The organism is Enterococcus sp. E4-150 (assembly GCF_035726465.1).
In the GTDB taxonomy this organism is placed as follows: Bacteria; Bacillota; Bacilli; order Lactobacillales; family Enterococcaceae; genus Enterococcus_B; species Enterococcus_B faecium.
This window is the reverse complement of the sequence record NZ_JAPRGK010000001.1, coordinates 405,379-426,071: the sequence shown is the minus strand read 5'-3', so window position 1 is coordinate 426,071 and position 20,693 is coordinate 405,379. Positions and strand designations below refer to the sequence as shown.

At 36.3% G+C, this 20,693-nt stretch carries 17 protein-coding genes; 8 read left to right on the top strand and 9 right to left on the bottom strand.

Annotated features, from left to right (window positions below):
• Nucleotides 1–630: 630 nt before the first annotated feature.
• The 3 genes from OZ002_RS01980 to OZ002_RS01970 all read right to left on the bottom strand — a co-directional run bounded on the left by OZ002_RS01980 (nt 631) and on the right by OZ002_RS01970 (nt 3,944).
• Nucleotides 631–987: a Spx/MgsR family RNA polymerase-binding regulatory protein gene (locus tag OZ002_RS01980; protein WP_002286247.1), complete on the bottom strand. Its 357-nt coding sequence runs from the start codon at nt 985–987 to the stop codon at nt 631–633.
• 13 nt (nt 988–1,000) lie between these two features.
• Nucleotides 1,001–1,411, bottom strand: coding sequence for a Spx/MgsR family RNA polymerase-binding regulatory protein (locus OZ002_RS01975; RefSeq protein WP_002286258.1), 411 nt, complete (start codon nt 1,409–1,411; stop codon nt 1,001–1,003).
• A gap of 346 nt (nt 1,412–1,757) precedes the next feature.
• Nucleotides 1,758–3,944 carry an ATP-dependent helicase gene (locus tag OZ002_RS01970; RefSeq protein ID WP_002286261.1) on the bottom strand — a complete coding sequence of 729 codons (2,187 nt, stop codon included), beginning with the start codon at nt 3,942–3,944 and terminating at the stop codon, nt 1,758–1,760.
• 217 nt (nt 3,945–4,161) lie between these two features.
• On the opposite strand from OZ002_RS01970, the gene OZ002_RS01965 reads away from it, so the two are divergent.
• A complete protein-coding gene (locus OZ002_RS01965; protein ID WP_002286265.1) occupies nt 4,162–4,845 on the top strand; it encodes a YoaK family protein in 684 nt (227 codons plus the stop codon).
• Nucleotides 4,846–4,925: 80 nt separating this feature from the next.
• Here OZ002_RS01965 and OZ002_RS01960 read toward each other — a convergent pair whose 3' ends face one another.
• Together OZ002_RS01960 and OZ002_RS01955 are read right to left on the bottom strand one after the other, a co-directional pair.
• Nucleotides 4,926–5,645, bottom strand: a complete 720-nt coding sequence (locus OZ002_RS01960; protein WP_002321450.1) for a deoxynucleoside kinase — start codon at nt 5,643–5,645, stop codon at nt 4,926–4,928.
• Nucleotides 5,646–5,956: 311 nt separating this feature from the next.
• On the bottom strand, nt 5,957–6,163 hold the full coding sequence (locus OZ002_RS01955; RefSeq protein WP_002286271.1) for a hypothetical protein: 207 nt from the start codon (nt 6,161–6,163) through the stop codon (nt 5,957–5,959).
• A 244-nt stretch (nt 6,164–6,407) separates the two neighbouring features.
• On the opposite strand from OZ002_RS01955, the gene OZ002_RS01950 reads away from it, so the two are divergent.
• The 3 genes from OZ002_RS01950 (at nt 6,408) to OZ002_RS01940 (ending at nt 9,172) form a co-directional block, all read left to right on the top strand.
• Nucleotides 6,408–7,010 carry an accessory gene regulator B family protein gene (locus tag OZ002_RS01950; RefSeq protein WP_002296063.1) on the top strand — a complete coding sequence of 201 codons (603 nt, stop codon included), beginning with the start codon at nt 6,408–6,410 and terminating at the stop codon, nt 7,008–7,010.
• A 140-nt stretch (nt 7,011–7,150) separates the two neighbouring features.
• Complete coding sequence (locus OZ002_RS01945) at nt 7,151–8,431, top strand: GHKL domain-containing protein (protein WP_325082793.1); 1,281 nt, start codon at nt 7,151–7,153, stop codon at nt 8,429–8,431.
• A 12-nt stretch (nt 8,432–8,443) separates the two neighbouring features.
• Nucleotides 8,444–9,172 carry a LytR/AlgR family response regulator transcription factor gene (locus OZ002_RS01940; protein ID WP_002307941.1) on the top strand — a complete coding sequence of 243 codons (729 nt, stop codon included), beginning with the start codon at nt 8,444–8,446 and terminating at the stop codon, nt 9,170–9,172.
• A 68-nt stretch (nt 9,173–9,240) separates the two neighbouring features.
• Here OZ002_RS01940 and OZ002_RS01935 read toward each other — a convergent pair whose 3' ends face one another.
• Complete coding sequence (locus tag OZ002_RS01935) at nt 9,241–10,764, bottom strand: zinc ABC transporter substrate-binding protein AdcA (RefSeq protein ID WP_123840129.1); 1,524 nt, start codon at nt 10,762–10,764, stop codon at nt 9,241–9,243.
• A gap of 158 nt (nt 10,765–10,922) precedes the next feature.
• Here OZ002_RS01935 and OZ002_RS01930 point away from each other — a divergent pair, with 158 nt between their 5' ends.
• A complete protein-coding gene (locus OZ002_RS01930) occupies nt 10,923–12,197 on the top strand; it encodes an AI-2E family transporter (protein WP_016628138.1) in 1,275 nt (424 codons plus the stop codon).
• A gap of 59 nt (nt 12,198–12,256) precedes the next feature.
• Here the strand turns inward: OZ002_RS01930 and treC are convergent, their stop codons facing one another.
• The 3 genes from treC to OZ002_RS01915 all read right to left on the bottom strand — a co-directional run bounded on the left by treC (nt 12,257) and on the right by OZ002_RS01915 (nt 17,786).
• Nucleotides 12,257–13,885, bottom strand: a complete 1,629-nt coding sequence (treC, locus tag OZ002_RS01925; RefSeq protein ID WP_123840128.1) for an alpha,alpha-phosphotrehalase — start codon at nt 13,883–13,885, stop codon at nt 12,257–12,259.
• Between the two features lie 493 nt (nt 13,886–14,378).
• Complete coding sequence (locus tag OZ002_RS01920) at nt 14,379–17,075, bottom strand: ABC transporter permease (RefSeq protein ID WP_156249274.1); 2,697 nt, start codon at nt 17,073–17,075, stop codon at nt 14,379–14,381.
• 9 nt (nt 17,076–17,084) lie between these two features.
• Nucleotides 17,085–17,786 carry an ABC transporter ATP-binding protein gene (locus tag OZ002_RS01915; RefSeq protein ID WP_002307935.1) on the bottom strand — a complete coding sequence of 234 codons (702 nt, stop codon included), beginning with the start codon at nt 17,784–17,786 and terminating at the stop codon, nt 17,085–17,087.
• 184 nt (nt 17,787–17,970) lie between these two features.
• Between OZ002_RS01915 and OZ002_RS01910 the strand changes: the two genes are divergently transcribed.
• From OZ002_RS01910 to rbsK, 3 genes are all read left to right on the top strand, one after another.
• Nucleotides 17,971–18,573: a cysteine hydrolase gene (locus tag OZ002_RS01910; RefSeq protein ID WP_002307934.1), complete on the top strand. Its 603-nt coding sequence runs from the start codon at nt 17,971–17,973 to the stop codon at nt 18,571–18,573.
• An 80-nt stretch (nt 18,574–18,653) separates the two neighbouring features.
• Nucleotides 18,654–19,667 (top strand): ribose utilization transcriptional repressor RbsR, encoded by a 1,014-nt coding sequence (rbsR, locus tag OZ002_RS01905; RefSeq protein ID WP_002325301.1) that lies wholly within the window; start codon nt 18,654–18,656, stop codon nt 19,665–19,667.
• Between the two features lie 108 nt (nt 19,668–19,775).
• Nucleotides 19,776–20,693: a ribokinase gene (gene rbsK / locus OZ002_RS01900; protein WP_123840127.1), complete on the top strand. Its 918-nt coding sequence runs from the start codon at nt 19,776–19,778 to the stop codon at nt 20,691–20,693.

The following is a 20,693-nucleotide window of genomic DNA, read 5'->3' as shown; positions in this document are numbered from 1 at the left end:
CTAGCATATTGCTTGCTTGTTAAAAATGTTTGTTGTCTTGAATTGAATCAAGACGCCCTACACATTTGGTTTGTCTTACTTTGTTCAGTTTTCAAAGGTCTACTTCATCGGGAGTGTTTCCCGATTCATTTTTGGCTGCCGTAGCAACTTTTATATCATATCAGAGAGACAAGCGATTGTCAACTCTTTTTTAAAAGTTTTTTTGATTTCGTTTTTCGAAATCTTTCAGCAACTCATTTATCATAACTTATCGTTTGTTATTTGTCAAGAACTTTTTTGAAGTTTTTTTCGATAGAATCAAGCTTCGCAAGTGGTTCTTTTTAACGACTCAGTTATCTTATCATGTCATTTCTAACATGTCAACAACTATTTTATATATTTTTTAAAATACTATTTTATTGCTTTGCTACTTAAAACAACAGAAATGAATATATCATGTAAATTTACACATGTCAATATATTTTTAACTCTATATCCCCACCTAGATTTGAATTTTGACCACATAAATTGAGCATGTCTCTATAGTAGAAAAATAAAGTCAAAAAAAGAACACATAACACGCTTGATGCTAAGTGTTCGACTGTTACAACTGTATGAAATGCTCAGTGACTTGATTAAAACAGTTAAAGTCTATTTATTTAAGATAAGCTGTTCCATCAACTGCTCATTGTATCCAATAAATAGAACTTCATCGATAATAATCAAAGGACGTCTGAGGAGGTTGGTATGTTGTGTGCATAAAAAAATCAGTTGTTTTTTTCCTACACAGGAAAGGTCAATCGCAATGTTGTGAAAAGCCTCAGACCAAGTCGCAAATAGCTGTTCTGCTTGCACTTCTTCAAAACTGCATAATTCTTCTGCTTCTTCTGTACTTAGATCGCGTTCTTCTAAGTCAACAAATTGATAAGGCAATTGATGGTGTTCTAACCATTGTTTCGCCTTCAGACTTGTTACACAGTGCGCTGATCCATAGACTTTCACTTCCACGAAGGCTCCCTCCCTATGAATTTAAGATGTTATTGTTTTGTAAATAGATCAGATTTCTGGCAACACATCGAATTTCACGAGGGACAAATGACCGGATCTCATCTTCATTAAATCCGATTAGTATTCTTTTTTCATCAATCAAAATAGGTCGTCTCAATAATGAAGGATATTCTTTGAATAAGACGATCATTTGCTTTAAAGTTAATTCGTTAAAATCTATGCCCAGCTTTTCGTAAATTTTCGACCGAGTGGAAATAATATCTTGAACTCCTCCTTCAGTCGCTGCCAAGATCTTTTTGATCTCACTTTCTGTTAACGGTTCGGCAAAAATATTCTTCTCTTCAAATTCAAGTTGATTCGCTTGCAACCATGCTCTTGCTTTTCTACAGGAAGTACAGCTAGGCGAAGTATATACTTTTATCATTTTCTCACTCCTTTTTAATTATAATCCAATTCTACAGTAATTTCTTTTAAAATACCAATTATTAGCTAATAAAATATAAAAAAAAATCAAAATAACTGATTATTTCCGTTTGAATAATGAGAATTATTCTATATATTCTCTATTTTGATAATAGTATTCTCATTTTCAAAATAAATAAGGGAGGTGTGACAAAATTCTTGTCACACCTCCTTTTTCCGAATAAACGGTGTTCCAGAAATAGCTTCTTCGAAAATAAGCTGAAATTTCACAAAAATTTGAGAAGCAATTTTCGTACATTCCTTCTTCTTTCTTGAAACTGACCACTTCTGTCACGCCCTCTCTTCTATCACTTTCCTTTTTTCACACGACTCCCGGTTTCTTTGATAAATCTCGATACTTTCAATTTTCTTGAATTTTTCATTTGAGGTACACATAGATACAGACGATTTCTTGCTCTAGTCATCGCAACATAAAATAGTCTTCGTTCTTCTTCTATCGTCGTCACTGGTTCTGCTTTTATTTCATTAAAGTCGATTACTTTCTTTTCTGTCGCTCCGTTATAAGGCAAACTTCCTTCGTTACAACCAATCAAAAAGACATTTCGGTAACTAAGACCTTTACTTTTGTGAATGCTCTGGATACATAGTGCATCAAGTTTTCCTTGTCTGTAAGCAATCAAGCGGGTTTTTAATTCTTTAGCTGTCGCTTGGGTTTCTTGCGATAAGGCTTGGAGTCTTCTGAAAGTAGCATGCTGCTTTACTTCTTCTCGTATCCATTCTTGATCACTCTGGTCGATTTCCTTAGCTATACGTGGCAGATGAAGATAGCTTTGAACAAGCGAATAGATTTCTTGATGCTGGTCTGTTTTACGCAACGCTTCCTCAAACTCTCGGATTTCTGCAGATTTCGATTTTAAATTGGGGCTTATCGACAAAATATAATCTGCAACGGCTATATTTTGATATTTAGGAGAAAAGTATTGATCGCATTCACTTTTTTTCAGGTAGCAGTCTGCCATCAGCTGCCGGAGCAATTGCTGGTAGGCCTGATTTTTCTTTTGCAGATTCAGTGCTGTTTGCCAATGAACAATTTTTTGATAGAAATGTTGGAAAGACTTGATACCAAAGATACCTTCATATGGACTATCTGCTTCCAGTACAAAAGGAATATTCGTTTTCAGCAGAGATTGGACAAGCTGCTGCGTTTGTGAAGCTGATCGGTATAATATGATTGATTCCTTATATTTCCCATTTTTTTGAATAAATGTCTGAATTTGTTTGATTAGCCACTGACTTTCTGCTTTAGTATCAGAAAACAAATAGGCTTCCATAACGCCTGCTTCTTTTTGTGCTGGAATCATCGCCTTTGGTATCCGATCATTTTTATTATAGCTGATCAATCTATTTGCTCCTTGGACAATAGCTGCCCGAGAACGATAATTAGTTAATAAGAAAAGAGTTTTGGTAGGATATTCTTTTTCAAAGTTCTTGATGTATGCTGGCTCTGATCCTCTGAATCCATAGATACTCTGATCATCATCTCCAACAACAATCAACTTGATCCTGTTTTCCTTTGTCATCCGTTTCACGATTTCCCATTGAAGTGGATTAGTATCTTGAAATTCATCAATGAATAGATAATCATATTTTTGGCCGATATAATGCTGGATCTCCTCATTCTCCAAAGCGCTTTTCAGATTTTGGAGTACATCATTGAACTCTAGCAATTGCTGGCTTCTTTTTTGTTCTTGGAGTTCCGTGAGCAATCCATACAGTCGTTCTGATATCGGCTGTCGTGCATTCTTATCAATGGAATCATATTTTTCTTTAACTAACTGAACCATTTCTTCTACTGAAAGGTTCATATTCTGCCAATAGTCTAACCGAGAAGCAATCGTTTTTTCTCCATATTGATCAAATATATAAAGATTATATTTACGTATCAGCTGTTGCAAAACAGCATTCACTTTTTGTGCAGTATCCTTTGAAAAGTCTCCTTGTATTCCTTGCATTGCTACTTCAGGAAATTTTCGACAAATTTCATTGTATATCCTAAAAAAGATACTATGGAATGTTCCGATATGGACAGCGGTTTTTCTCTGGCTGAAATTATCTACTCGTTTTTTTAGTTCATTTGCAGCGTTCCTTGTAAAAGTGATCATTAGTATGCGTTCTTCGTCTACTTGTTTTTGCGTCATCAGATAAACAGCTTTTGCACAGATTGTTTGCGTTTTGCCGCTCCCAGCTCCTGCTATGATTCGAAGATGTTTCTTCATATCATATGTGATAGCTGCTTTTTGTTCTTGATTGAAGCGATTATAGGAACGTTTCTCCATCATTTTAAAGAAAGAGCTGTTTCCTTCACTTTCTTTTACTTGTACTTCTTCCTCAATAAGTCCGGGTGCTTCGCCATAAGCCGCTTCATAGGTAGCAATAATTTCTTCTTGTAGCCGAAAGACTTGTTGAAGCTTTTTATACTTGTTCTCCCAGCGTTTCAATTCTTTTTGTAATCGGAGAATTTCTTTTTCATTCAACTGATTGATTTCCTTCCCATCTTTCTTCTTTGAATTTGTTTATTTCAAGTTGGTTATTTAAAGTTTCGTTGTCTATTTTTTCTTTATACTAACAGACCTTTCTAAAAATGAAAATGGGAAGCGATATGATTTTAGTTTTCTGAAAATTTTTCCTTTTTTTCAATCGTTTATGCTAAGATAAGGAAGACAAAAATATTCATAAAAGGTGATGAAAAAAATGCAGACTTCCTTTCACGAGGGGCGTACAATAGGACTTTTGCTGACATTTATCGGAGGAGCCATGGACAGTTATACTTATATCCAATATGGTGCTTTTGCCTCTGCTCAAACTGGCAATATCATTCTATCGATCATCCAAGCATTTGACGGAGAATGGCTAAGTGTTGGTAAAAAAGTATTGTCTACCCTTTTCTTTTTCTTAGGGATTCTTCTAACAAAGTATCTAATTGATTATTTTAGAAAAAAAGAAAAACATTTCTGGCGCTTGTTTGTTCTATATTATGAAGCAGTGATTTTTTTCTTTGTTAGTTTGACACCCGTCCATGAGCATCCCGCATTAGTAACGATTTTGATTGCTTTTACTGCATCGATCCAGTGGGTAGCTTTTGATAAAATCAACGGGCGTGCCTACACTAATTTATTTACAACTGGAAATTTAAAAGGGGTAGCAACGAACTTATATGATTATTGTATTTCTAAAGAAAAAGCAGATTTTGATCGATTTTTCCACTATCTAAGTGTCGTTCTTGCCTTTATCGCAGGAGCTATTGTCCTTGTTTTCTGTCATCATCTGTTTGGCGCCCATTCGATTTTGATCGTTTCCATTTTATTTTTGATCATGGCCCTCACTCAGACATTTCATTTATGGCAATTTTATCATACGAATCGGTTCACTATTTGATCTCAATGAATCAAAAAAACTAAGCAAGATGCTGCTCACAGAGAAATATCTGCGAGTGAGCAATTTGCTTAGTTTTTATATTATTTAGTTGTAAAGATTCCCTTTGCTTTCGGGTTATTTGTAGTGTAGCGGATCGACTGGGCATCTGCCTCTTCTGTCATTTTCTTTGCCCGCATCTTGATTTCTTGTACGATTTGTTCTCCACATGCCGGATCGGCTACGAAATCATATTTGTCCCCATCGATCACTATTTTGGGACATATATCAAACTGTTCATACCACTCTTCGTATCGTCGATTGAGTTCTTTATAGTAGGAATAGAGTTCAGGATCTTGTTCTAGCTGTTCATATTCCCGGCCTCTTTTTTTGATTCTCGCTAACATAGTTTCAAAGGATACACGAATATAAACCAGTAGATCTGGTTTCTTTTGTGGCGAAATTTCTTCTAACTCCTTCAGCATCGTTTCTAAAAGACCTTCATACTGCTTTACTTCTACTTCAGAAACACGCCCTAAATCTGCATTCAAATGAAACAGCATACTATCTTCGTAGATGGAGCGGTCTAGTACGTTGTCATCATGGCTGAAAGCATCTTTGATTGCCAAAAAGCGTTTGTTCAAAAAGAAAATCTGTAATAAAAAAGTATACTTTTCTGGATTAGAATAAAATAGTGGCAATACTTCATTATCTTCCACGTTCTCATAAAAAGGTTTTGTTTCTAAATCTTGGGCAAGCATTTCAGTCAGTGTGCTTTTCCCTGCACCGATCGTTCCTGCAACAATGATCACAATTATCGGCATCCTTCCTGTAATAAAATCTGTTCTTCATTTTACTACTTCATTTATAGAAATAAAAGCCTTGACTTTATCTGCTCCTTAAAAGCTACTTCTCTAAAAGTAGCCAAAAGTAACTCCTATTCATGAAAATAAAGGCTGTGACAAAAGTCTTGTCGCAGCCCTTTTTTCAAATAAACAGTATTCTCCTGCCAACACCTCGGTCACAAGGCAATATTCATAAAACATGAAAAGCTGTTTTTTAACATTATTCCTTGTAACTCAGAGCTAAACGGGAGACTCACAACCTCTTTATGCTCTCAACATTTTATCTGTTTTTATTCTTCTATTGTACTTGATTTGCGTACAACTAACTGCCAGTGCAGATTATGAGCGGTATCATTGTCTTCTACTGCGCATTTCATGACACGTATCATCACACTATTTTCATAGATTTTTTCTATTTTTCCTTTTATTGGTGATTCAAATAAATCAGATTTAAATGCATATGTTTCGCCGACTTCAAACAATTGTTCATTTTCCATAAGAATCCCTCCATCACCTTTTATAAGGTCAGTAATTTTTTAACATAAATCACCCGAAAAAGCACAAACTTGTCATAAAAAGTACTTTTCGTATCAAAACTGTCACTTTTTTTGGTAAGGTTCTTGGAAAACGAAGATTTTTTTAGGAAATCATGACGGTTTTGATGTCAAAACCACTTTTTATGAAACAAAAGACGTTTTTTATTTTTTTTAGCATAAAATTTGTGGTGGAGGTACGTATGAGATGAAAGATAAAGTTGTGAACAAATTATTAGAAGCCTTATTCAGCGGAGACAAATCGGAAGAAGATATGGTGTATGTCCAAGTAAAATTTGCCTTAGAAGTTTTATTGAATAATCTTGGAAAACTAGCGGTCGTTCTAGTCTTTTCTCTGGTGACAGGCTCATGGGCGGAAACAGGAATCACCTTTCTTTCTTATATCTGCATCCGCAGATATGCTTATGGATTGCATTCCGACTCTGAATTCGTTTGTCTGCTGTGGACACTACTTTATTTATGGGGCGTTCCCTTGGTGATGAAACATCTGCAATTGACTATCTCCTTCCCAATGATGGTCTTTTTGTTAATCAGCTGCTTTTTGTTACTGCTTCGCTATGGATCAAGAGGTACAGCAATCAATCCCATTGAACCCGAGAAACGTCCCCCATTATTAAAGAAGGCGATCAGCATGTTTCTAATTTTTTCTCTCATTACTTTATTTTTCTCAGCTTCTTACTTTTCTACCTATTTGCTACTTGGGATTGTTTTAGAAATAGCTACGTTGCTTCCTATTACAAACTACTTGATGAATTTTGGAGGAATCTTTCATGAAAAAAACAATCATTAAACAATTAACTAACTTATCTGACTTTTTTGTATCTGGCTGCTGCTTTGGTATGAGTTCTGAATTCAAAATCCCTGAAAAATTAAAAAAATAATACGCTAATTGTGCTATAATTTGGTAAAAATCAATGGGAGCTGTACTTTATGTTTTTATGGTCCATAGCGTTGCAATATTTGATTTACACAATTTGTATCTTATTGATTGACCATCACATCCGATACAAATATCTGTTTGCGGGAGTCATTCTGATTTCTTGTATTTTGATTGGATGGGTCGATTCGATTTTAGGGATTTTTACTGCTCTAATTGCTATAGGAATGCTGATGCTTACTTTTTTCTTCTTTTCGACTTCGCGTCAACAATTGGTTTACGCGCTTCCTTTTGGGTTATTGACGTCGCTTTTAGGAGATCACTTAACAAGCATCGGCGATTTTTTTGTTTTGAAATCTTCGGTTATTGAACCAGGAGATTCATTGCAGTATTTCCACATTGCCTTATCCGCTTTTTTATCTGCTTTATTAGCTTTTTGTTTTAAAAAATCGTTAGAGACTTGGTTTCACACTGTGGACCGCCGTATGATCGGTACGATCGGGACATTGATATTATTTACATACTATATCATTATTTTTTATACCCGTTTTTCTGGTGAAACACCTGATGTCTTAGCTTTGAATACGAGTTTTTTCATTCTATATCTGTGTGTTGGCCTGATCATCTTGGTTTATTATTGGAAAATCTCTAATAAGAAATTAGCTGATCAGTTATTAGAGCAACAAGTCAGGATGCAACAGGATTATATCAAAGATCTAGAAAAAAACTATCAAGACTTGAGAGAATTCAAACATGATTACCAAAATCTGCTTTTTTCTCTTCACAGCTATATTTCAGAAGGCGACTTAGAAGGATTACGGTCTTATTATGATCAAACGATATTACCTACACGCCAGATGATGAACCTTTTTCCGGCCAATCTAAGTATGTTGGATAATATGAAAGTTCCTGAGATCCGTAGTTTACTGTCATTAAAACTCATGATGGCACAGGAAAAAGGGTTGGTCGTCCAGCTTCATTTTCCTGAGCCAATCGAACTGGATACGAAACATACGGTAAACCTTGTACGTATGCTTGGTATTATCTTGGACAATGCAATTGAAGGAGCTAGTGCTGCAAAGAAGAAAAAAATCGAATTGACCATACTCAAGAAGAATCATTCCGTGATGATTCGTGTGATCAATACAACAACAAATACATTACCGTTAAACCAGTTGAAACAAAAAGGGTTCTCAACAAAAACAAATCCAAAAAACGAAGGCCTTGGCTTGTTTATCTTGGATGAATTGACAAAGACCAATCCTTATCTTTTCCTTGAAACATCAATTGAAAACCAGCGTTTTTCTCAAACGATTTATATACAAATAAAATAAAGGAGTAATGATATGATTCCCATTTATATTTGTGAAGATGATCCAAAACAATTAGAAGTTTTATCAACGGTGATCAAAAATAGAATCATGATTGAAAACTTAGACAGTTATGTCCATATTTCTACCTCTGATCCGGAAGAACTTCTCAATGCAGCCAAGATCAGAACTTCTTCTTTTGGTATTTACTTTTTAGATATCGAACTAGAAAACAGTGAAATGGATGGTGTAGCGATCGGTAAATTCATCCGTGAATTGGATCCTTTAGGAAAAATAATCTATGTGACTTCCCATACGGAAATGTCGATGAAAATCTTAAAAAGCAACATCGAACCGACTGATTATATCGTCAAAGAAGATCTTTATGATTTAAAAGAAAATGTCGAGCATATCCTGAGCAAAATTTTCGAAGATTTTCAAATGTCCCAGATCCAAAAAGATATCTTCAAAATAGAGTTTAATGATGAGATCAAATTTTTACCGATCAAAGACATCCAATATTTTTCTACTTCGCTAGGAGCGCCACATAAACTGGAAGTCCATTTGACTCATGCCCAATTACAATTCTATGAGAAGATCAAAGAAATCGAGAAAATGCATCGGAATTTTATCCGTTGTCATAAATCCTATGTTATCAATACACAAAATGTGCGGTCGATTAATAAAAAAACCAGAGAAGTCACGTTGGCAAACGGCGAGACCATCCCAGCCTCTATCCGTGGATTAAAGAAATTGATTTCATAAAAAGAACCGAATAGTTTGGACCGACTAAATGACCAGCCGATTCAAACCCTTCGGTTCTTTTTTGCCTATCAGTGCAGAAGCATTTCCTGTGCAATTTCACGTCCATCCATTGTATCTGGATAAAATGTTGGCCAATTCTCCATTTCTTTCAGCAATGCTTCTTGACTTTCATTTCCTGCATATAAATGAAAATGTTCGGAGTTAGCCGGTGCAATCGTGTGATCACTGAATTGAATATATCTAAACGCTCCACTTTCCTTATCTTCTGCTTCGAATAGATACCTTACCCCACGGTTTCCTGCCTCGTAGGTCAAGATTTCTTTCCCTACATAACGATAATTTGAACGTTTCGTTGTTCCATCCTTAAACGTAAATGCCATCTCTTTCTCACTGATCTTGATTGAAGCAATATCTGTTTGATAGCCCTTCGTATAATATTCTTTATATTCTTGTGCTGTCTTATCCTGATTCAATTTTTCTTTATATTCAAAAACAGGATCAAAAGTCCCATCTTCTACATACGTATCTACTGTCTGCCAAGTTCCTGCCCAATCTGAAAGAGAGCGATCTTGTACATCCTCGTCTTCGAAATAACCGTTATAGACGCTCTTTTCTTTTTTGGTGGTCAAAGTATCTTCTAACGGGTTTTCTGTCTCTGTCGTTTTTTTCAACGCTTCGAGGTTTGATTCCATGATAGAAAGATAGTTTTCTCCATTTTCTATTTGTTCATTCGTCAATCCTTCCAAAGGATTCAATACTTCTAAAGATACACCTGCTTCGTTTGCTAACGTTCTGGCAATACTATCTTTGGCGTTTTCTTCAAAATAAATATAGTTGATTCCATGTTCTTTAACAAAGTGTTTCAGTTCAGCGATTCTCGCCGCAGACGGTTCTTCACTAGAAGAAAGACCAGCAATCGATACTTGATTCAATCCATATTCTAACGCTAGATAGTTGAATGCAGCATGTTGCGTGACAAAAGATCTTTGTTTTGCTTGCTTAAAGGTTTCTTGATAAAGCTGATGGAGTGCTTGAAGTTTCTCGGTATAGGCTGCTGCATTTTTTGTCCATACTTCCTGTTTTTCTGGGTAAGCTTCAATCAGCTGATCACGTATGTTTGCTACCTGCTTGATTGCTAAACTTGGAGCTAGCCATACATGTGGGTCTAGCTCATGTGTATGGCCTTCTTCCCCGTGTTCATGGTCATGATCATGTCCTTCTTCACTTCCCGGAAGTAAAAGCATACCTTCTGTCGCTTTTATCGTATGGACATTGCCTTCTTGTAATGTTTTTTGAATTGCGGGGACCCATGTTTCCATGTTTTCATCATTATAAACAAAGATATCTGTATCTTGGATCTTTGCCATGTCTTTAGCAGAAGGTTCATAATCGTGGGAATCAGTCCCTGCTGGAATCAATAACTCTACTTCTCCTTCATCCCCGACGATTGCTTTTGTAAAATCATACATAGGATAAAAGGTCGTCATCACGCTCAATTTTTCTTTACTGTCCTCGGCTTTCCCACTTGCCCCGCAAGCAGTTAACATACCTGCTAAAACCAGCATGGCCAATATACCTATCAATCGTTTCATTTATGACACTCCTCTTCTCATCTTCTTTCATTTGAATGTTCCGATTCGTCTTTTACAAACCGTAATAGTTACGTTTTAGCAACAGGATTTAATTTATCATATGGTTAAAAGAACTGTCAAGCGTTTTCTTATTTTAATTGATGAGAAAGTTTATATGAATGATTGACGATATTTTTGCAATCAACCTCTATCATTTTCCTTTTATACCCGCTTTTGTCTATAATGAAGTTATAGATAAAGGAGGAAAAAGAGTGAAAAAAGAAACAGATACAACGAATCGTTTGATCCGCTTTTTAGGAGGAAAAACCTCTTACTATGTTTTAGGAATAGTTATCTTACTTGCGCTGATCATTTATTTTTTCCATCAGATCTCGTTTATATTCAAGCCTGTCGGAATCATTATCGCTACTATCTTGCCCCCATTATTGTTTGCACTGATCTTGTATTATCTTTTGGAACCAGTCATCAAACGTTTGAGCAAGCACCTTTCGAGGAACTTGTCAGTCATTATCGTTTATGTGATTATTTTATTTTTATTGGGGCTTGGAAGCGTATGGCTTGTTCCTTTTCTTGAAGAACAGGCAAAGACATTGATCAGTAGTTTGCCAGATTTGTTTCAAGATTTTCAAGAGAGTCTCCGACAATTTTTGGAGAAAACACCTTTTGCCGATTCATTTAATCAATTTTTCGCTTCTATTGACGACGTGACGTCTGATATAGCTGGATTTATTGGAAATTATTGGGAAAGTGGCGCACAACGGATCAGCAACATTTTTTCAACTGTTACAGCTATTTTTATTACTTTATTTACTGGTCCAATTGTCGCTTTTTTCCTTTTGAGAAATCCTCAAAAATTTTATCAGTCAGTTTTAGCGATTGTCCCACCAGCATTTCGTACAGATTTTAAAAATTTGACAAAGATTGCTAATCAACAATTGGGTTCATTTCTAAAGGGGCAAATCATTGCTTCATTTATCCTTGGAGCAGTCTACTGGGTTTGTTTCTTACTGATCGGATTAGAATTTGCTAGTGTTTTAGCTATTTCTGCTGGGTTGTTATGTATCATTCCATATATTGGACCGTTTATCGCCTTCTTTCCAGGTTTGATCATTGCATTCCAAGACTCTACTTTTATGGCTGTCAAATTTGTCATTGTCTGGTTTGCCGTACAACTTCTCCACGGTGACTTGGTGATTCCTCGAGTAATGGGTGATCGTTTACAGATCCATCCGATTACGATCTTAATCGTTTTACTTGTCATGGGTGATCTAATGGGAATTGTGGGCGTTATTTTTGGTATTCCTATCTATACGTTAGTCAAATTACTCGTTACTTTTATTTTCCGTAAATTCAAACAACGCTACAATAAATTTTATGGCGATAAAGGAGAGTATGAAAACTCTTCATTTTCTGAAGAAGATTATTTTAAATAAAACACAAAACGTCGATCTTACGAGAATAACTCGTAGGAACGACGTTTTGTGTTTTTGTTTTAATTTTTCAGCAAAGCAATTGCCTGGTATGGTTTTAGCTCCAGACTTTGATGAAGAACAGTATCGGAATAATTATCGATAAGAATATTGGCTTCTGTGAATCCTTCTGGGATGGCGATCCTTGTATCTTTATCATAGAAATTTGTTAATACAAGCAGCTGCTGTCCTTCAAATTGGCGAAGAAAGCCATAAACTTCCGGATGATTTGCTTCATAAGCATGATAATCTCCTTGTGCAACGATTGGATATGTTTTTCTCAGCCGAATCAATTTCTTGTAATAGGACAAAATAGAATCTTCAGAAGATAGTTCTTTTTCTACATTAATCTCTTCTAGCTTGCCTCCAACTTTTAACCAAGGTTTCCCTGTAGTAAATCCTGCTTGTTCTGTGTCTGACCATTGCATGGGTGTTCGAGAGTTATCGCGAGATTTTGCTTTGATCCGACGAAGCGCTTCTTTTTCTGTGAATCCTTGTTCAAGGAGTAACTTATAAGCATTCAAACTTTCTACGTCAATATAGTCGGAAATCGATGAATAGTCTGGGTCGATCATGCCGATTTCTTCTCCCATATAAATATAGGGCGTCCCACGGTTCAAATGGATCATGGTTGCTAGCATCTCTGCTCCTTGTTTTCGATACTGATCGATAGCTACAAATCGATTGAGCGCACGTGGCTGATCATGATTATTAAAAAATAGAGCATTCCAGCCGTTACCCTCACTCATCTTTTCTCCCCATGTATGAAATAGTCGCTTTAATTCTGCAAAATCAAATGGAGGAGTAGACCATTTATTCCCATTTTCATAATCGACTTTCAAATGATGGAAATTAAAGACCATTGATAATTCTTCTCTACTAGGTTCTGTATACAAGATACAATTTTCGATCGTCGTAGAGCTCATTTCACCGACTGTGATGATAGTGGAATCCGTCCCAAACGTTGCTTGGTTCAATTCTTTTAGATACGTATGGGTGATTGGTTTGTCCGTATATTCAGGTTTGCCATCATTTTCTTTATTATTTTTCAATTGTTCGTCTTTACCGATAACATTGATAACATCGAAACGGAATCCTTTTACCCCTTTTTCCATCCAAAAACGAACAACTTTGAATAGTTCCTCTCTTACTGCTTGGTTCCGCCAGTTCAAGTCAGCTTGTGTCCGATCATATAAGTGCAAATAATATTTCCCCGTATCTCCAAATGGCGACCAAGCACTTCCACCAAATTTTGATACCCAATCCGTTGGCTCTTCTCTTAAAATGAAGAAGTCCTGATAATGCTGGTCCCCTGCTAGTGCTTTTTTGAACCATTCATGTTCTGTCGAAACGTGATTCAGCACCATATCGAGCATGATTTCTATCCGGTATTTCTTTGCTTCGGCTATTAGCTGTTCGAATTCCTCCATCGTACCAAAGATAGGATCGATGGCTGTGTAATCAGAGATATCATAACCGTTGTCTTTTTGAGGGCTTGGATAAATAGGGTTTAGCCAAATCATGTCGATGCCTAGATCATTCAGATACGGGAGTTTTTCTTTGATTCCTTTTAAATCTCCAATTCCATCACCATTACTGTCTTTGTAAGATTTGGGATAGATTTGGTAAATGACTTTTTCTTTAAATGTCATGGATATTTACCTCCATTCAACTGATTTATTACCTACCACAACTTATATATACAAGTTATCATTTATTATTATAACTGAACCGAAAGCGTTTGTAAAATTTATCTTTATACATTCTAAGAGGTCTGTTGCCCAATAAAAAACAAGAGATCAGACATGTATTTGTCTATCCTCTTGTTTAAAATAGCAAAATATTCTTGTTTCTTCTATAAATAGTGTTCAAAAGCTTTTATCTACGGCAATCAGTCTTCTCAAATGTAAAACATGAGGAGCTGTTTTTTGAAATTGCTCCTTGTGACTCAGAGTGAAACGGCAGACTCACAACCACTATCTTAAACGGTGTTCCAGAAGTAGCTTCTTCGAAAAGTAAGCCGAAATTTTACAAAAATCTGAGAAGCAATTTTCGTAAATTTTTCTTATTTCTTGAATCTGACCACTGCTGTCACAACCTCTTTCTTAAACGGTGTTCAATCAGCTGATTTCGCAACCTCTGTTTTTATTCATTCGATTTCAACGCATCAATCATATCGATATGCTTTAATTTGAAATGGGTAACGATCATCACAATAACCGTAAATACGATAGTTAATCCTGCTGATAAGACATAAGCCCACCATGTGATCACTAATGGAAAGATGACATTCTCCATAGACGCTTGTTGCAAGATGAAGTCAGTCAATATATATCCTACACCAAATCCTCCGATGATTCCTAAAAGAGTAAAGATGATATTTTCTCGAACAATGTACATCGTGACTTCTTTATCAAAAAATCCAAGGACTTTTATTGTAGATAATTCGCGTACACGCTCGGAAATATTGATATTAGTTAGATTATACAAGACGATAAAAGCCAATAAACCAGAAAGTACGATAAAAATCAAAACTACCGAATCCAGATTAGCTATCGCTTCGTCCTGTATTTCGATCTGCTTTGACATGAAGGAAGTATTTATTACAGCTTCTGTAAGGATCAATTTTTCAGAAAGTGCTTCTTCTTCTGATTTAGTCATGATTTTTGTTTTTATTAGGAAAGCATTTTCTGTCATTTTCTTTCCAGATACTTTCTCATAATAATTAGGACACATGTAGACAAAGTTTCCTAAATAATTTTGTAAGATTGCTTTTATGGAAACACTCCATTCATTTTGATCTTTATCATACAATGACACAGTATCTCCTACAGATAGATCAAATAATTCTGCTGATTTTTGAGTGATGGCAATACCATCTTCAGTTAGAGAAACTACATCATCATTGAGGGACTTTAAATGAACAAATTCATCTAACTGTCGTTCTTTTTCAGGTACGATCATGGTTATATTCTGTGATGTATGTCCCGTTTTTCTAATTTCAAGTGTTTGAGTATCAACTGGCAAAATATCCGTTATTTTTTTTTCTTTTTCTAAAAATTCTTCTACTTTGTTAATTGAATTTTTTGTTGAATTCAATGTCACGACTGCCTGATAATCGATAATTGGTCCAAATTGCTTGTTGGAAACCGCCCCTAGAGAATCTTTCAACCCGACACCTGCGACCATCAAGCCTGCACAACCGGCAATCCCGATGATTGCCATATACATCCGCGTTTTATAACGAAATAGATTTCGATAACTGATTTTCTGATTAAAGCTAAGGCGTGACCACAGCGGAGTGATGTATTCAAGAAAAATGCGTTTCCCTGGCTTCGGTGCTTTCGGTTGAAGCAATGCAGCAGGTCGTTCTCTTAAATCTTTGAATAAAACGATCATTGCAGCGCCAAATGTTGCAGTGAAAAATGCAGAGGCTGCTTGTAAAATCGGTGCCCAGTAATAAAACACAACGGCCTTTTCAATATCATAACTCTCATTGGCTAATTCAAAAATGATTCGTGGCAAAAGATTCGTTCCTAAAATCGTTCCTAGTATGATTCCCATTCCAGAAGCTAGGGTCGCATAAATCATGTATTTTCCTGCTATCTCAAATTTTGTATAGCCTAATGCTTTTAATGTTCCAATTTCTCTTCGATTTTCTTCTACCATGCGTGTTATTGTGGTGAAAGTGATGAGTGCTGCTATGAAAAAGAAAAATACTGGAAAAACATTAGCAATAGCAGCAATTCGATCAGCTAGGTCACCGTATTCTTGAAATCCTACATTTTCCGAACGCTTGTTATAAAGATAAGTCGGTTTGTCTAAAGCAGCAATTTTCCCTTCATTTCCTGTAATTTCTGACTGAAATTTTACAAGATCTTGTTCTTTTTCTGTTAATATTTTGTCTTGTTGTGTTAATTCTTCTTTTTGTTGAGTAAGAATTGTTTGCTCTTCTTCAGGTAATTGTTCAATAAATTCTTCTTGTCTTGCTAGCTGTATTTTTGCCTCTTCAAGTTGTTTCCTAGCAGTAGTAACTTGCATTTGTGCATTAGCTAGTTCTTGTTTACCTGAAATCAATTCTTCTTCTGCAGTTTGTTTTAATTGATCCAAGCGTTCCTGTGGGCGGTCTTTAAAATAAATTTTGGTCTTTTCCTGGTTTGTTTCCATTTTATTCTTATAGGATTGACCATAGGTATCTAATCCCTTGACATTAGTAAAATCTAAGTAAAGCACAGACTGAACATCTTTTTTAAATTGAGATTCTGGTACATAAACAAAGGAATCCACTCTTCCATTTCCTAGATTAGTATAACCACGCTCTAAATTGTTAATAAACAAAGGAGAGCGGACAAATCCGACTACTTTATAATTTTTCATATGCAAGTCTTCTGTATTTATCCTATAGGTATCCCCAATTTTATATCCTTGTTTTTTAGCTTTTTCATCTAAGACAATTTCATTTTCCTCTTTTGGCAAATGACCAGTAACAAGAAAAAGTTGGTTTTGTTTATTTTTCTTATTATAAGAAAAAATGTGTATAATTTCGGTGGTCTCGGGATTCGCATAATATAGCTGCTTGCCTGTTTCTACTTGTACACCTGGTATTTTTTCTGCTTGAGTGATGTCTTTTTGAGTTAATCCAGCTGTTGACACAATTTGAAGATCAGATAAATCTGCCTTTTCTACATATTGGCTCATTGTTTTTTGCATGACAGGTCCAGCAGTTTTGACACCTACAAATAAAAGTGTTCCTAGCATGACAATAAGGATGATTGCAATGAATCGTCCTTTAGATTGCCGAATTTCACGAAAACCTGCTTTAAGATATGTTTTTGTTTTCATAAGATCCCCCTACCATACAATCTCATCAATGGATGAAGGATGATCATTTAATTCAACAGATCTTACTTTAGCATCATTAATGTGAATGACTCTATCAGCGATGGGCGCTAAAGCAGAATTATGTGTAATGATCAAAACGGTATTGCCATGTTGTCTGCTAGCATTTTGTAATAATTTCAATACTTGCTTGCCTGTTTCAAAATCCAGCGCTCCTGTCGGTTCATCACATAAAAGAAGTTTGGGATTTTTAGCTAGTGCGCGAGCAATTGAAACCCTCTGCTGTTCGCCTCCTGATAATTGGGACGGAAAGTTATTCAATCGATGAGCTAGGCCCACTTGCGTCAATACCTCTACAGAATCAAGCGCATTCGGAGAAACTTCCGTTGCCAATTCCACATTTTCTTTTGCTGTTAGATTAGGAACGAGATTATAGAATTGGAAAACGAACCCTACATCTGTTCGTCGGTAAGCAGTAAGCTGTTTGTCTGAAAATTGTGCAATATCTGTGTCATCAATAATGATCTGACCTTCATCAGGTGTATCCATCCCACCTAAAATATTAAGAATCGTTGACTTTCCTGCTCCACTTGGTCCGAGAATGATCACAAGTTCGCCTTTTTCAATAGAAAAAGAGATATTTTCGTTTGCAGTAATGGTTGTTTCTCCCATCTTGTATCGTTTGTATTCATTTTTTACTTCGACATACTTCACTCTGATTCCTCCATTTTCATGATAGTTCTCGCTAAATCTGGTCATCGAATGCGTTTTCTCACACTTATTCATTTTACCATTGAATTTCTCTAGACTAAAGAAAGGAATCATTTATTTAGTTGACAAATAAACGATTTATGATTTACTTACATAAAAAACATTGTTATTTGAAAGAAGGAACATCATGAATGATTTAAAGGAAAATATGATTTTTGATTTATCAAAAACTGCTTTTGTCGCGATCGACATGCAAAAAGGGATCGTAAATAACGGTACACTCTCTCCACACACTGCAGCATCTATTCTGACAAACAATGATTTGTTAGTAAGAACATTGAAACGTACTGCTGCCTTGAAAGTTTTAGTGAATGTAGACATCACTACTTTCTCTTATCTAAGTCATCAGACAGATGCTGGAGGAATATCTGCTTTGTCTGCTCCGGCAGAATTCACTGACTTGTTGTTGAAGGATTCCTTGAAAGATACAAACAATATGTTGACTATCACAAAATACAATCCAAGTGCCTTTTTTGGTACTTCTCTTGATCTTCAACTTCGCCGGCGTGGAATCGAAACTATCATTTTAAGCGGTGTAGCGACAACAAACGGTGTATATGCTACTGCATTAGATGCCTTTCAACATGGGTATCATGTCGTACTTGCTGAAGATGCTTGCAGTGATCGTGACAAAGAATCCCATCAATTGTTCATAAAAAAGATATTTCCGAAAACTGCACGAGTACGCTCAACGAAACAAATAATCGAAGCTATCCAACAAAGCAAATAAGTACTGGCACACGTGATTTTCATTTACTTCTTTTTGATTTCATGGGAAAATAACCACAGGATTTAGATAGGAGTATGAACATGGTGAAAAAAAAGATCACAATCAAAGAAGTCGCTAAACTTTCCGGCGTTTCAATCACAACTGTCTCCTTGATATTAAATGGAAATACGGAGAAATTCAGTCCGAAAACTGTTCAGAAAGTTTTAGCTGCCAAAGAAGAATTAGGCTATCAGCCTGACTATTTTGCTAGACAAATGATTACCAAGGAAACGAAAACAATTGGTGTACTCGTTCCTGATATCACGAATCCATTCTTCAGTACACTGATGCGAGGAATTGAGGATATCTTGTATAAGCAGAATTTCGTCACGATATTATGTAATGCTGATTCTGATCATCAAAAAGAAATCGAATATCTAGCCGAGCTCACACGTCGAGGTGTGGATGGATTCATTATCGCGACTTCTGCTGTCTCTACAGATGCAATCAACGAAAATTTGAAAAAACAAGGCCGACCCTTCATTGTTTTGGATCAGAAAAAATCTGAAGGATTTAGTGATGCCGTACGAACAGACGATTTTCGCGGTGGTTACCTAGCGGGCATGCACTTGCTTAGTCTAGGACATCAAACGATCGCCCTTGTCTATCCTGAAAATCCACCGGAAAATGTCCACGCTCGGATTGAGGGGTTTAAATCTGCTCTTGATGTTTACCAAATCCCTCACGACCAACTGATCCTCTTACCTACACAGTTCTCAAAACAAGGTGGCTACCAGATCACAGCAGAACTTCTTGATTCTGCTGCAACTGGTGTGTTTGCTTTAAATGATGAATTAGCTTTTGGATTATATCGCGGATTAGAGGAATCTGGAAAAAGCATCCCTGAAGACTACAGCATTATTGGCTATGATAATATAGATATGTGCGAGTATATCAAGCCGAAACTGACAACGATCGCACAACCGATCTTCGAATTGGGACAAACATCTGCCAAATTATTGTTAGATCGGATCCAATTCCCAGAAAAAGAATGGGAAGAAAAAAGATTACCTGTACGCTTAGAAAAAAGATTTTCAACTGCACCCTTGAAATAGCTTTCAAGGTGTGCTATATTTTTATCGAACTATTAAAACGTTTTACTAAAACGTTTTAAAAAATAATTTTTCCCATCAAAATAAATGAGATAGTTGGAGGTTTGTAAAATGAACACGGTTACAGTAATTGGAAGTATTAATATGGACACTACCCTTCGTTTAACCAACATGCCCAAGCCAGGCGAAACGATGCATGCGCATGAGATTTTTCACGCTGGCGGAGGTAAAGGTGCCAATCAAGCAGTGGCAGCCAAACGTTCAGGCGCACGGACATCTTTTATTGGAGGCGTTGGGGCTGACAGCGAAGGACAACAGTTATTAGATCTACTGACAAAAGAAAACATCGATACATCTGGGATAGCTGAAATCCAAGGCGCCACAACCGGACAAGCAATGATTATGGTAGACGCAGTAGGAGAAAATAGTATCTTGATCCATGCAGGTGCAAATAATGCTTTCCATGAACAAGAAGTCCTAAAAAACAAGCAACTGATTACAAACAGTGACTTTATTATTGCTCAGTTTGAAAGTAGCTTAGATGCGACGATCCTAGCTTTTTCTATTGCAAAAGACGCAGGAAAAACAACGATCCTGAATCCTGCACCAGCTCGTGAAACGATCCCTACTGAACTACTTGAAAAAACAGATATCATTATACCAAATGAAACAGAAACAGAAATCATTACAGGAATCAGAGTGACAGATCATAACAGTTTGGTCGCAGCAGCCGAAAAACTCCATGAATTAGGTATTGGAACAGTAATCATTACACTAGGCAGTGCCGGCGCTTTCTATCATACAGAAAAAGAACATGGTATCGTCCCTGCTTTTAAAGTGGATGCCGTTGACACAACAGCCGCAGGTGATACATTTATTGGCGCATTAAGCAGCACACTTCAGCCAGACCTTAGTAACTTGAAAGAAGCGATCCTTTATGGAAATCTAGCCTCTTCTGTTGCTGTGCAGTCTTATGGTGCGCAACCTTCTATCCCTTACCGCGAAGCTTTAGAACAATCAGCAGTCTAA